We start from the raw sequence: 12,769 nt of genomic DNA on the forward strand, positions 1-12,769 counted from the left end.
CGCCAGTGCGGCCACCGCGCTGGCCGTGGGCACGGCCCGGCTTCCGGCGTCGTACGCCCCGCACCGGACGGGGTCCCCGCGCCGGCCGTGACCCACGGACGCCTGCGCGGCCCGCTCCGCCGGTGACGGGGACGGGGCCCGGTCCGTCGACCGCGGTCCCGTGCCCGCGGGCTCAGCCCGAACGGGCGACGACCTGTCCGACGACGGAGCAGCGCCTTCCGCACTGCGGGCAGGTCGCCTCGCCGAAGGCATGGGTGAGGGCGTGCGCCACGTCCTCGTGGCCGTCCGCCAGGGCCAGCCCGTGGAGGCGGCGGCCGAGGCCGTCGAGGGCGCCGGGAGCGGCCGGGTGGAGGGGGAGGGTCTCGACGCCCTCGGAGAGGGCATAGTCCTCCGACGTGCTGAAGAAGCCCCGCTCGCCGATGACCACCCACAGCACCGCGGAGCAGTCCTCGTCAGGGCATTCGAGCTCGTACTCCTCGCTGACGACGCCCCCGATCAGTTCCTCTCCCCAGGGGATGTCGCCTTCCAGGTTCAGGACCGCTTCGAGCAGGTGGCAGTAGTCGTCGCGGTCCGCGGTGACCCGGCGCCACCGGTGGGCGGCGGCCAGCAGGCGCGCGACCTCGGGTGCGTGCCGGGCCCGCAGGTCCCGGGTCCCGTACCGCTGATCGGCCTGGACGAGAAGCGCGCCGGCCAGGTGGAGGGCCGAAGCGGCCGTGTCGGCGTCGTCCCCCTCGGCCATGTCCGTCAGCGCGGGCAGCACCAGCGGATGGGACACGTCGAGCGTGCCGTTGTGGTAGAGCTCCGTCCAGAGGTCGCTCCAGGCCCGGCCGTCCCGGCCGGCGGCGGCACGTTCCAGCAGGGCGGCCGTCCGGCCGGAACCGGCTTCGTCCGCACGGGGACCCGGGGAGCTGTTCGTCACCCGCGACATCCAAGCAGACTCCGCCGGGCCGACGGCACCGGGAGAGTCCCGGCACCGTCCGCGAGGGCGGCGGGTTCACCCGCCCCCGTACGGCACGGTGACCCCCGGCAGCCCGTACTCGTCCCGTCGCCCGCACATCCCGTAGCCGCCGCGCCGGCTGGGTTCCGCCTCGTACGCCGTCGCCCCGGTCAGATGGGCGAAGTCACCGCCCGCCAGCGCGTCCAACTGCGCGCCCGTGCGTTCCGCGGCCGCCAGCGCGCCCGCCCGCCACAGCTCCCGCCACACCGGCACCCGTTCCCGCACCAGCTCCGCGGCCGCCCGCAGGAACTCCCGGTACGGTCCGTCGTCGCCGGCAAAGAGCGCCTCCCGCAGCACGAGGTATCCCTCGACCGCGAGGTCCCGCCGCCGCCGCGCCGCCGCCTCCACCCGCGTGCCCGTACCGGCCGGAAGCGTCGCGGCGTCCGCGTACCGTCCGGGGTCGGCCAGCACCTCCGGCGGGAAGGTGAACACCGCGTCCCCGGCCTCCGGCAGCCCGCTGTTCTGCATCAGTACCGTGACCCGCAGATCACCGCCCTGCACCATCCGGTGCACGGTGCCCGGCGTGAACCACGCGACCGTCCCCTCCTCCAGCGCGATGTCCCGGTACCCGTCGGACCCCAGCGTCTGCACGGAGCCCCGGCCGCCGGTGACGACGTACGCCTCCGTGCACACCGTGTGCAGATGCGGGCTCCCCCCGCACACCCCGTCCGCGGCCTCCCACTCGTACGCGCTCAGGTGCGACAGCCCCACGGCCCCGGGCAGCGGCGCACCGCCCCCGCTCACCACGGCAGCCCGTCCAGGTACGACGCCACCCGCGCCCGGTCCCACGCGCCGTCCGCGACCACGATCCGGTAGCGGTACGAGAAGGACTCCCCCGGCGGCAGCGCGAACTCCTCGAAGAACGCCCAGGAGAACGCCACCGTCGGGATCGGCTCCGCACGGACGAACCAGTGCGACGGATGGACGGCGGTCCTCTCGTCGAGGTTCCCGGGCGCGTGCGCGAAGACCAGCGTGGAGTGGGCGTCCACGTCGTCGTGCTCGGCGGTGAAGGCGAGCCACGTCCCCTGCGTCCCCATGAGCTCCCCGGCCCCGCCCTCGGCCCCGCTCCCGAACGCCGTGCCCCCGGTGAAGTCCCGGGCCCCCCGCCACTGCAACCCGGTGTAGCCGGCCATCTCCCGCCCCGCGGTGGTGGGAGACCCGAACACCAGGTCGGCGTCCCGCACGTTGCTCAGCCGGATCGACCAGTCGAGCACCCACGCCCCGGCCGGTTCGTCGACCGAGTGGACGCTCAGCCCTCGCTCCTCCCGCGCCCACTCGCCCCCGCCGTTCTCCACCCAGGTGAGCTCCTCGACGAGGTCGAGCCGCCCGTCCCCCACGGCGAACCCGGAGAACCCGTCGTGCCGCATCGACCCGACGCGCTCGGGCAGGGGCAGGTAACCCCGCCCGTGCACATACGAGTTGCCGCCCCAGAAGTTCTGTCCGGACAGGTGGCTGGCCGTCATCTGCAGCCCCTTGTGCCAGCGGTGGTCGTTCGGCCGGTACCCGGTGACCGTGCGCCCGCCCAGCGTCCGCACCGGATGGGCGTACGGCTTCCGGGACTCGAACGCCTCGGGATCGGGCCGGTAGACGTACCGCAGGATCTCCGTGCCCCCCGCGGCCGTCACCACCACGGCCTCACCGACCTCATGAGTGACGCGGATGCTCATCAGTGCTCCTCGGGCGCCCAGTCGGAGTGACCACCGTGCATGGCCGCGTAGAACGGATCGCCGGGGCCGATCTCCCCGGCCCGCACCGGCAGCCCGGTGAACGCGGCCTTGTACAGCGCGGCGGCGAACTCGAGCGTGCTCCGCGCCTCCGCCCCGCTCCCCGGCGGTCGCGTACCGGCGTCGTGGGCGTCGAGGAGGGTGCCCAGCTGCGCCGTGTGCGAACTGGGCACGTCCCGCGAGGGCGTGCGCCACGCCGCAGCGCGCTCGGCGGGCACGTGCCGGGCCGGGGTGTAGGCCCAGTCGTCGTTGACGTGCCCGTACAGGTGGGTGAGTTCGACCGTCGCGTCGGCGCAGTCGACACGGATCCGGCTCACCTCGTCCGGCGAGAGCACGCTGTTGACGACGGTCGCGAGCGCGCCGCCCCGGAAGCGGACCAGGGCGGTGGAGACGTCCTCGCTCTCGGTGTCGTGGACGAGGCGCGCCGCCATGGCCCGTATCTCCTCCCACTCGCCGAGCAGGTGCAGCAGCAGATCGTACTGGTGGATGCCGTGCCCCATGGTGGGCCCGCCGCCCTCGGTGGCCCAGCGTCCGCGCCAGGGCACGGAGTAGTACGCGGTGTCCCGGTGCCAGGTGGTCTGGCAGTGCGCGACCAGCGGGGCGCCCAGCTCACCGCCGCGGATCAGCTCACGGGCGTGGACGGCGCCGGAGCCGTAGCGGTGCTGGAAGATCACGGAGGCGTACGCCCCCGAGGCCTCCTCGGCGGCCGCGATGTCGTCGTACTCGGCGAGCGACAGGCACAGCGGCTTCTCGCACAGGACCCAGGCGCCGGCCTTGAGCGCGGCCACCGTCTGCTCCCGGTGGAGCGACGGCGGGGTCCCGATCAGCACCAGGTCCGGTCGTACGGCGTCCAGCATCGCGCTCATCGAGGTGAACCCGGCGACCTGCTCCCCGGCGGTCGCGCGGAAGGCGTCGAGCCGGCCCCGGTCCACGTCGACGGCGGCGACCAGTTCGGTGCGGTCGGCGTGGGCGCGCAGCGCGGGCAGGTGGCCACCGCTGACGATGGCGCCGGTGCCGACGACGGCGACACGGCGGCGGACGGGGGACAAGGACATGCGGCGCTCCTCGGAACGACGGCGAAGGCAGACCGGAAAGCGTCTTAGAAAGCGCTTACTCTCATGGTCGACCCTAGGCCCGCCCGCAGACGGGGACAACCCCGCGCCCCGTATTCGGGATCAGCCGAACCCGAAGCCGGGACCGGATCCGCGCCCCGTCACCGTCTTCGCCGGCTCCGCGACGGGACCTCCGGCCCTGACCGAGCACATGGGGGCACCCCCCTACGCCCACACCCCGCCCCCCGACCGCAGTCCCTCGCCCCGCCCCAGGAACCGGTACCGCCGCTCGGGCCGCCCCGTCACCCCGTACCGCAGCGACACCTCCACGGCGCCCACCGTGTGGAAGTACTCCAGATACCGCCGGGCGCTGACCCGCGAGACCCCGGTCAGAGCGGCGCACTCGGTGGCCGACAGGGTGCCGTCGGTCTCGCGCAGGGTGCGCTCGACCAGCCCCGCGGTCTCCGCGCTCATGCCCTTGGGCAGCACCGGTGACACCGGCCCCGCCGCACCGCCCGCCAGCACCCGGTCGACGTCCGCCTGACCGCGCACCACCGTGCCGAGCAGCCGCCCGCGCTGCACGGCGTAACGCTCCAGCCGTCCCCGCAGGTCCTCGAAGTCGAACGGCTTGAGCAGGTAGTCGACGACCCCGTGCCGCACCGCGCCGCGCACCGCGTCCGCCTCCCGGGCGGCGCTGATGACCATCACGTCGCAGTCGTGCCCGGCGGTCCGCAGGCGGGGGATGACGTCGAGACCGAAGAGGTCCGGCAGATACAGGTCGAGCAGCACCAGATCGGGACGGAGTTCGTCCACGGCGGCGACGGCCTGCTCACCCGTCCCCGCGACACCGACGACCCGGAACACGTCGAGGCGTTCGACGTAGGCCCGGTGCACCCGGGCCACCCGGAAGTCGTCGTCGACCACGAGCACATCGATCGCGTCGGCTGTCGCGGGCGCAGGGCGATCGCCCCGACCACTGTCCATCGGCTTGCTCCTTCCGCCACCGCGTCGGTGAGGTGACCGGAACCGCCCATCATGGCCCCCACCTGCGGCCGGGGAAAGAGACGTGCGCCACTGGCGAACCCGCGCTGACGCAATGACCACAACCTCCATTGGTTCCGCAAGCGCGACAGCCCGGCGGCGCGCGGGCACCATGTGGCCCGCGTCACCCTCCCCCACAGGGCCCGGCGCGATCCCAGACGACCGACCGACAGGTGGTGGCATTCGTGCGCCTGCGCACACCCCTCGCCCTGCTCGGGGCCGCCGTGCTCGTACTCGTGGGCCCGCCGCTGCTCACGACCGGCAGCGGCACCGAGACCGGCACGCAGATCCCGGGCCTGCGCTTCATGGTTCCCAACTCGCCCGGCGGCGGCTACGACATCACGGCCCGTACGGCCGCGAAGGACGCGGAGGACGCCGGGCTCACCCACTCCGTCGAGGTGTTCAACCTGCCCGGTGCCGGCGGCACCGTCGGCCTGAGCCGGCTGGTGAGCGAGCACGGCAACGGCAAGCTCGCCATGTCGATGGGCCTGGGCGTGGTCGGCGCCGTCCGCTCCAACGACGCGCCGAAGACCCTCGCGGACACCACCCCGATCGCCCGGCTCACCGAGGAGCAGGACGTCGTCGTGGTCGGGAAGGACTCCCCGTACAGGACGATCGACGACCTGATCGGCGCCTGGAAGGAGAACCCCGGCAAGCTCCCGGTGGGCGGCGGGTCCTCCCCCGGCGGGCCCGACCACCTCGCGCCGATGCTGATGGCGCGGGCGGCCGGCATCGCGCCGAAGGAGGTCAACTACATCCCCTTCGACGGCGGTGGCGAACTGCTCGCCTCGATCCTCGGCAACAAGGTCGCCTTCGGTGTCTCCGGGGTCGGCGAGTACCTCGACCAGATCAACTCCGGTGAGCTGCGGCTGCTCGCGGTCACCGGCCCGAAGCGCGTCGCGGGACTCGACGCGCCCACCCTCCAGGAGGCGGGCTACGACGTGAGCTTCACCAACTGGCGCGGCATCGTCGCCCCGCCCGGCCTCACCGACGCCGAGCGCGACAAGCTCGTACACCTGGTGCGGGAGCTGCACGGCTCCGAGGAGTGGCGGGAGTCGATGAAGCGGAACGGCTGGGACGACGCCTTCCTGACCGGCGAGGAGTTCGGCGCGTTCCTGGACTCCGAGGACGAGCGCGTGGTCTCGGTGCTGAAGGAGCTGGGACTGTGACGAAACCGGCCACCGACGACACTCCCGCCGGCGGACGCCGCTCCTGGCTCCGCGACCACTCCGAACTCGGCGTCTGCGCCCTGCTGCTGGCCCTCGGCGTGCTCGTCCTGACCGACGCGCTCACCATGGACGTCGACATCGCCCAGCGTGGTCCCGTCGGCCCGAGGACCGTGCCGGTCGTGGTCGGTGCCGGCCTGCTCGTCATCGCCGCGCTCCTCGCCGTCGACGTGCTGCGCGGCGGCCGGGGGCAGGCCGAGGCCGGTGAGGACGTCGACCTGTCCGAACCCGCCGACTGGCGCACGGTGTCGCTGCTGGCCGGGGTGTTCCTGGGCGCCGCCGTGCTCATCGAGCCGCTGGGCTTCCCCGTCGCGGGCGCGCTGCTCTTCTGGGGCGCGGCCTTCGCGCTCGGCAGCCGCAGGCCCGACCGCGATCCGCTGATCGCGGCGGTGGTCTCCTTCGTCACCTACGCCGTGTTCAACAACCTGCTCGGAGTGCCGCTGCCCGGCGGTCCGCTGATGGGAGTGCTGTGACTTGGCTTCTCCCCCTCGTGAACGAGGAGGATCCTCACGGCTCGCGTCGTGAGGGTTTCTGCTTCAGCGCCGACGGCCCGCTCGGAGTGCTCCGTTGAGGTCTTACACCAGCTCCACAGACAGACACGGCCAGCCCGGCCGCCAGAAGGTTCCGCGCCGCGTTCACGTCCCGGTCATGGACCGCGCCGCAGCTCTCACACGTCCACGCACGGACGCCGAGCGGCATCTGCCCCCGCAGGGTGCCGCAGGTGGAGCACGGCCGGGAGGAGGGGAAGAAGCAGTCGACCGCGATCACTTCCCGCCCGTACCAGGCGGCCTTGTACTCCAGCAGGCTCCGGAACTCCGACCACGCGGCGTCACTGATGGCGCGGGCCAGGCTCCGGTTTCTGACCATGGTGCGCACGGTCAGGTCCTCGATCACGAGCGTTTGGTCCTCACGCACGAGTCGAGTGGTCAGCTTGTGCAGGGTGTCACGCCTGCGGTCGGAGATCCGGGCATGGACGCGGGCAACGCGCAGTCGCGCCTTCTCCCGGTTCACCGAGCCTCTCACCTTGCGTGCCAGGGCCTTCTGAGCCTTGGCGAGGCGGGCCCGGTCCTTGCGTTCGTGCCGGGGGTTGGCGACCTTCTCCCCCGTGGAGAGGGTCAGCAGGTGGGTGAGGCCGACGTCGATACCGACCGCCGTACCGGCGGCGGGAAGCGGCCGAACGGTAGGGTCCTCGCACAGCAGCGAGACGAACCAGCGCCCGGCCGCGTCCTGCGAGACCGTCACCGTCGAAGGACTCACACCCTCGGGCAGCGGACGCGACCAGACGATGTCCAGCGGCTCCGTCATCTTCGCCGGCGTCAGCTTCCCGCCCCGGTAGCGGAACCCGCTGGTGGTGTACTCGGCCGACCTGCGCGACTTCTTCCTCGACTTGAACCGCGGGTAGCTGGCCCGCTTGCCGAAAAAGTTCGTGAACGCCCCCTGCAGGTGCCGCAGGCACTGCTGGAGCGGCACCGAGGACACCTCGTTCAGGTAGGCGAGCTTCTCGGTCTTCTTCCAGGCCGTCAGCATCGCGGAGGTCTGGTTGTAGTTGATCCGCTCCTGCCGCGCCCACGCCTGCGTGCGGGCGGCCAGGGCGAGGTTGTAGACCTTGCGGACGCAGCCGAACGTGCGCGACAGCTCGGTCGGATGGAAGCGGTACTTGAACGCCCGCTTCACGCACGTCGTGGCCATTCTCACAAACTGACGTTGCTGTGCGTGAAGGCCAAACCTGCTGGTCAGAGCAGTGAATTTCCGCCCTGGGGCGGAACCCTGCCCCTTTGCCCTGCTCCGCAGGAGCTTCGTTCCCTCCCCGCCCGAAGGCAGGGACATCCATGAAAGGAATCAGATGAACGCCCTCAACTCCCTCATGGACGGCTTCGGGACGGCCCTCACCCCGCTCAACCTGCTCTGGGCCGCCGTGGGCGTGCTGCTCGGCACGGCGATCGGTGTGCTGCCCGGCATCGGCCCGGCGATGGCGGTGGCGCTGCTGCTGCCGGTGACGTACGGGCTCGAGCCGACCGGCGCCTTCATCATGTTCGCCGGGATCTACTACGGCGCGATGTTCGGCGGTTCGACCACCTCCATCCTGCTGAACACACCCGGTGAGAGCGCGGCCGTGGTCGCGGCCATGGAGGGCAACCCCATGGCCAAGTCGGGGCGCGGCGCGCAGGCCCTCGCGGCCGCCGCCATCGGGCACTTCGCGGGCGGCATGGTCGGCACGGTCCTGCTGGTCGCGCTGGCTCCGACGGTCGCCGATCTCGCGGTGGACATCGGCGCCCCGGACTACTTCGCCATCATGGTGCTGGCGTTCATCGCGGTGACGTCGGTGCTGGGGTCGTCCCGGATCCGGGGCCTCGCCTCGCTGCTGATCGGGCTGACGATCGGCCTGGTGGGCCTGGACCAGATGACCGGCCAGCAGCGGCTGACGTTCGGCTCGCTGCAACTCGCCGACGGCGTCGACGTGGTGATCGTCGCGGTGGGTCTGTTCGCCATCGGTGAGGCGCTGTGGGTGGCCGCGCACCTGCGGCGCCGGCCGCCGGACCCGATCCCGGTGGGCCGGCCGTGGCTGGGCCGCGCCGATGTGCGGCGCACCTGGAGGTCCTGGGCGCGCGGCCCGTTCATCGGCTTCCCGTTCGGCGCGATCCCGGCGGGCGGCGCGGAGATCCCGACCTTCCTGTCGTACGTCACGGAGAAGCGGCTGTCGAAGCACAAGGACGAGTGGGGCAAGGGCGCGATCGAGGGTGTCGCGGGCCCGGAGTCGGCGGCGTCGGCCTCGGCGGCGGGCACGCTGGTGTCCATGCTGACCCTGGGCCTGCCGACCACGGCGGTCGCGGCGGTGATGCTGGCCGCGTTCCAGCAGTACGGCATCCAGCCGGGCCCGCTGCTCTTCGAACGCGAACCCGACCTGGTGTGGGGCCTGATCGCCTCGCTGTTCGTCGGCATGGTGCTGCTGCTCGCCCTCAACCTGCCGCTGGCCCCGGTCTGGGCGAAGCTGCTGCGCATCCCGCGGCCGTACCTGTACGCCGGGATCATGTTCTTCGCGGCGGTGGGCGCGTACGCGGTCGGCGGCGAGGTGATCGACCTGGTGATCCTGCTGATCATCGGCCTGATCGGGTTCGGCATGCGGCGGTACGGACTGCCGGTGCTGCCCGCCGTCATCGGGGTGATCCTCGGCCCGGCCGCCGAACAGCAGTTGCGCCGCGCCCTGCAGATCAGCGACGGCAGCGTCACGGGTCTGGTCGACACGCCGTTCTCGGTGATCGTCTACGCGGTCGTCGTCCTGTTGCTGGCCTGGCCGCTGGTGCGCAGGGCGCTGCCCCGGAAGGGCGCCCGGACCTGATCGAACGCGTCGTTCGCCGGTCGGGGCGCGGCACACCGTGGCCGCGCCCCGACGGCGTACGGACGCCGGGGCGCCGGGACCGCGATCCGTCCAGCCTCTTGACGCGTCAATGACAACAGTGGCTTGATGGCCCCATGGGAGCGCTCCCACCTCATCCAGGGAAGGGGAAACCATGCGCGACACCCGCCTCCTGCACTTACGCACGCTTCCGCTCCTCGGCCTGCTGGCCGCCCTGCTCCTCCCCCTCGGACTGGCCCTCGCGCCGGGTGCGGCGGCCGCGCCGGCGGCTGCCGACCCGGTGCGCGTCATGCCGCTGGGCGACTCCATCACCGGGTCGCCGGGCTGCTGGCGGGCCCTGCTGTGGAACCGGTTGCTGGACGCCGGGCACACGGACATCGACTTCGTCGGCACCCTGCCCACCCAGGGCTGCGGCGTGGCGCACGACGGGGACAACGAAGGCCACGGCGGCGAACTGGTCACCAACGTGGCGGACCGGAACCTGCTTCCCGCCCGGCTGGCGGCGACGCTGCCCGACATCGTTGTCATGCACTTCGGCACGAACGACGTCTGGAGCAGCATCTCCCCCGACCGCATCCTCGCCGCCTACACCGAGCTGGTGGGGCAGATGCGGGAGTCCAACCCGGACATGCGGGTCCTCGTCGCCCAGATCATCCCCATGAACCCCGGTACCTGCGCCGCCTGCGCCCAGCGCGTGGTCGACTTCAACGCCCGTGTCCCCGCGTGGGCGGCGGCGACGAGCACCGACCGCTCCCCGGTGACCGTGGTCGACCAGTGGACGGGCTTCGACACGGCCACCGACACCTATGACGGCGTGCACCCGAACGACGCCGGCAACGAGAAGATCGCCGCACGCTGGTTCCCTGCCCTGTCCGCGCTCCTGGAGGAGGGCGTCCCCGGCGACCCCGACGATCCCGACGACCCGGGCGAGCCCGGCGACGCCACCTGCACCGCCTCCTTCCGTGCGGTCTCCACCTGGCAGGGCGGCTACCAGGCCGAGGTGGCGGTACGCAACACCTCCGCCGCCCCCGTCACGGGCTGGACGGTGACGGTCGTGCCGGCGAACGGCGCGCGCGTCGGCCAGCTCTGGAACGGCGCCCTGAGCACGGCCGCCGACGGCACGGCCACCGTCACCAACGCGAACTGGAACGGGGCCCTCGCCCCCGGCGCGAGCGCCGCCTTCGGCTTCGTCGCCACCGCCCCGGCAACCTCCTCGGTCCCGGCGGCGACCGTCGACTGCACGGCCACCTCCTGACGCACGGCACGGACCGACGCACGGCACGCACAGCACGGACAGCACGGACAGCCGACCGCACCTCCACTGGAGCCGCCATGAGACCCCGTACGCCCGCCTCCCCACGAGCCGTCGGCCTTCTCGCCGCCCTCCTGGGGCTCCTCCTCCCGTTCCTCGCCTTCACCACCCCGGCGCACGCGGCGCCCACCGGGTTCCGCGTCGAGAACGGCCGGCTCCTCGAAGCGTCCGGGAACGACTTCGTGATGCGCGGCGTCAACCACGCGCACACCTGGTACGCCGACCGGACCAGCTCGCTGGCGCACATCAAGGCCAAGGGCGCCAACACCGTGCGCGTCGTCCTCTCCAGCGGCGACCGCTGGACCCGCAACGACGCCGCCGACGTGGCGAACGTCGTCACGCAGTGCAAGCAGAACCGGCTGATCTGCGTCCTGGAGGTGCACGACACCACCGGCTACGGCGAGCAGAGCGGAGCGGCCACCCTCTCCCGGGCCGCCGACTACTGGATCAGCGTCCGGAGCGCCCTGGCCGGCCAGGAGGACCACGTCATCGTCAACATCGGCAACGAGCCGTACGGCAACACCGGTTACACGGCCTGGACGGCCGACACCAAGGCCGCCATCCAGAAGCTGCGCGGCGCCGGGTTCGACCACACGCTGATGGTCGACGCCCCCAACTGGGGCCAGGACTGGGCGTTCACCATGCGGGACAACGCCGCCTCGGTCTTCGCCGCCGACCCGGACGCCAACACCGTGTTCTCCATCCACATGTACGGCGTCTTCGACACCGCCGCCGAGATCAGCGACTACCTGGGGCGCTTCGTCTCGGCGAAACTCCCCATCGTGGTCGGCGAGTTCGGGCACAACCACTCCGACGGCGACCCCGACGAGGACACCATCCTGGCCGTCACCCGGCAGCTCGGCCTCGGCTACCTCGGCTGGTCCTGGAGCGGCAACGGCGGCGGCGTCGAGTACCTCGACATGGTCACGGACTTCGACCCCGACCGGCTCACCAGCTGGGGCGAGCGCCTCTTCGACGGCGCCGACGGCATCGCGGCCACGTCCGAGGAAGCCGCGGTCTACGGATCCGGCCCGGGCGACGACACCACGGCCCCGACCGCTCCCGGCACCCCGGCCGCCTCGGCGGTGACCGCCTCGTCCGCGACCCTCACCTGGGGCGCCGCCACCGACGCGAACGGTGTCACGGGCTATGACGTCGTGCGGATCAGCGGCGGCGCGGAGACCGTCGTCACCACGACGGCCGGCACCTCCGCCACCGTCACCGGCCTCACCGCGGAGACGGCCTACACCTTCGCCGTCTACGCCCGGGACGCCGCCGGCAACCGCTCGCAGCGCTCCGCCACGGTGACCGTCACCACGTCCTCCGGCGGCACGACGGGCGCCTGCGAGATCGGCTACCGGGTGACCGGCGAGTGGCCCGGCGGCTTCCAGGGCGAGGTCACCGTCCGCAACACCGGCAGCTCGGCGGTCAACGGCTGGACGCTGACCTGGACCTTCCCGGCCGGCCAGCGGATCACCAACATGTGGGGCGGCACGCCGACGCAGAGCGGTTCCGAGGTCAGCGTCGCCTCCGCCCCGTACACCGCGTCGATCCCCGCGTCCGGCTCGGTCTCCCTGGGCTTCACGGCCTCGCGGACCGGCGCGAACCCCAGCCCCACGGCGTTCGGCCTGAACGGCGCGGACTGCTCCGTGGCCTGACGGACCGCTGCCCGGAAGGCGTCCTCCCCCCTTCCGGGCAGCCGGCTCAGACGAGATGGGCGAAGACCACCAGGTTCTCGGTGTAGTCCTTGGCGGCATGGTCGTAGTCCCCGGAGCAGGTGATGAGCCGCACCTGGGCGTCGGGGGTGTCGGCGTACACGCGCTCGTCGGGGAAGTCGTCCTTCTCGAAGGACTCCGTCTCGTCCACCACGAACGTCGCCTTGCTGCCGTCGGCGCGCAGCACCCGGAAGCGGTCGCCCTTCTCCAGTTCGCTGAGCCGCGCGAACACCGCCGGGGACGTCGCCGTGTCCACGTGCCCGGCGATGATCGCCGTACCGCGTTCGCCCGGGGAGACTCCCTTGGCGTACCAGCCGACCAGGTTGGTGTTGTGGGGCGGCGGCGGT

At 72.5% G+C, this 12,769-nt stretch carries 12 protein-coding genes; 5 read left to right on the plus strand and 7 right to left on the minus strand.

Going from position 1 to position 12,769, the window contains the following annotated elements; genetic code table 11:
- Nucleotides 1–172: 172 nt before the first annotated feature.
- The 5 genes from B7767_RS05095 to B7767_RS05115 all read right to left on the minus strand — a co-directional run bounded on the left by B7767_RS05095 (nucleotide 173) and on the right by B7767_RS05115 (nucleotide 4,757).
- The gene (locus B7767_RS05095) at nucleotides 173–919 is read right to left on the minus strand and encodes a hypothetical protein (protein ID WP_143652213.1); all 747 of its coding nucleotides are present in this window, start codon (nucleotides 917–919) and stop codon (nucleotides 173–175) included.
- A 75-nt stretch (nucleotides 920–994) separates the two neighbouring features.
- Nucleotides 995–1,741: a cupin domain-containing protein gene (locus B7767_RS05100; RefSeq protein WP_371100674.1), complete on the minus strand. Its 747-nt coding sequence runs from the start codon at nucleotides 1,739–1,741 to the stop codon at nucleotides 995–997.
- Nucleotides 1,738–2,664, minus strand: coding sequence for a PmoA family protein (locus tag B7767_RS05105; RefSeq protein WP_085571061.1), 927 nt, complete (start codon nucleotides 2,662–2,664; stop codon nucleotides 1,738–1,740). The genes B7767_RS05100 and B7767_RS05105 overlap by 4 nt, the downstream gene beginning before the upstream one ends.
- Entirely contained in the window at nucleotides 2,664–3,776 is a 1,113-nt protein-coding gene (locus B7767_RS05110) for a Gfo/Idh/MocA family protein (protein WP_085571062.1), read from the minus strand. Before B7767_RS05110 ends, B7767_RS05105 begins: the two co-directional genes overlap by 1 nt.
- Before the next feature lie 222 nt (nucleotides 3,777–3,998).
- Nucleotides 3,999–4,757, minus strand: a complete 759-nt coding sequence (locus B7767_RS05115; RefSeq protein WP_085571063.1) for a response regulator — start codon at nucleotides 4,755–4,757, stop codon at nucleotides 3,999–4,001.
- A 242-nt stretch (nucleotides 4,758–4,999) separates the two neighbouring features.
- Between B7767_RS05115 and B7767_RS05120 the strand changes: the two genes are divergently transcribed.
- Together B7767_RS05120 and B7767_RS05125 are read left to right on the plus strand one after the other, a co-directional pair.
- Nucleotides 5,000–5,983, plus strand: coding sequence for a tripartite tricarboxylate transporter substrate binding protein (locus B7767_RS05120; protein WP_085571069.1), 984 nt, complete (start codon nucleotides 5,000–5,002; stop codon nucleotides 5,981–5,983).
- The gene (locus B7767_RS05125) at nucleotides 5,980–6,513 is read left to right on the plus strand and encodes a tripartite tricarboxylate transporter TctB family protein (protein ID WP_085571064.1); all 534 of its coding nucleotides are present in this window, start codon (nucleotides 5,980–5,982) and stop codon (nucleotides 6,511–6,513) included. Before B7767_RS05120 ends, B7767_RS05125 begins: the two co-directional genes overlap by 4 nt.
- 34 nt (nucleotides 6,514–6,547) lie before the next feature.
- On the opposite strand, the gene B7767_RS05130 is transcribed toward B7767_RS05125, so the two are convergent.
- The gene (locus B7767_RS05130; RefSeq protein WP_085571065.1) at nucleotides 6,548–7,729 is read right to left on the minus strand and encodes an RNA-guided endonuclease TnpB family protein; all 1,182 of its coding nucleotides are present in this window, start codon (nucleotides 7,727–7,729) and stop codon (nucleotides 6,548–6,550) included.
- Between the two features lie 154 nt (nucleotides 7,730–7,883).
- Between B7767_RS05130 and B7767_RS05135 the strand changes: the two genes are divergently transcribed.
- The 3 genes from B7767_RS05135 (at nucleotide 7,884) to B7767_RS05145 (ending at nucleotide 12,365) form a co-directional block, all read left to right on the plus strand.
- The gene (locus tag B7767_RS05135) at nucleotides 7,884–9,377 is read left to right on the plus strand and encodes a tripartite tricarboxylate transporter permease (RefSeq protein ID WP_085571066.1); all 1,494 of its coding nucleotides are present in this window, start codon (nucleotides 7,884–7,886) and stop codon (nucleotides 9,375–9,377) included.
- A gap of 172 nt (nucleotides 9,378–9,549) precedes the next feature.
- On the plus strand, nucleotides 9,550–10,650 hold the full coding sequence (locus B7767_RS05140) for a GDSL-type esterase/lipase family protein (protein WP_085571067.1): 1,101 nt from the start codon (nucleotides 9,550–9,552) through the stop codon (nucleotides 10,648–10,650).
- Nucleotides 10,651–10,727: 77 nt separating this feature from the next.
- Nucleotides 10,728–12,365: a cellulase family glycosylhydrolase gene (locus B7767_RS05145; protein ID WP_085571068.1), complete on the plus strand. Its 1,638-nt coding sequence runs from the start codon at nucleotides 10,728–10,730 to the stop codon at nucleotides 12,363–12,365.
- A 46-nt stretch (nucleotides 12,366–12,411) separates the two neighbouring features.
- Here B7767_RS05145 and B7767_RS05150 read toward each other — a convergent pair.
- The coding region (locus tag B7767_RS05150; RefSeq protein WP_143652215.1) for a class F sortase at nucleotides 12,412–12,769 on the minus strand (358 nt) is incomplete at its 5' end.

The organism is Streptomyces sp. 13-12-16 (genome assembly GCF_002114215.1).
In the GTDB taxonomy this organism is placed as follows: Bacteria; Actinomycetota; Actinomycetes; order Streptomycetales; family Streptomycetaceae; genus Streptomyces.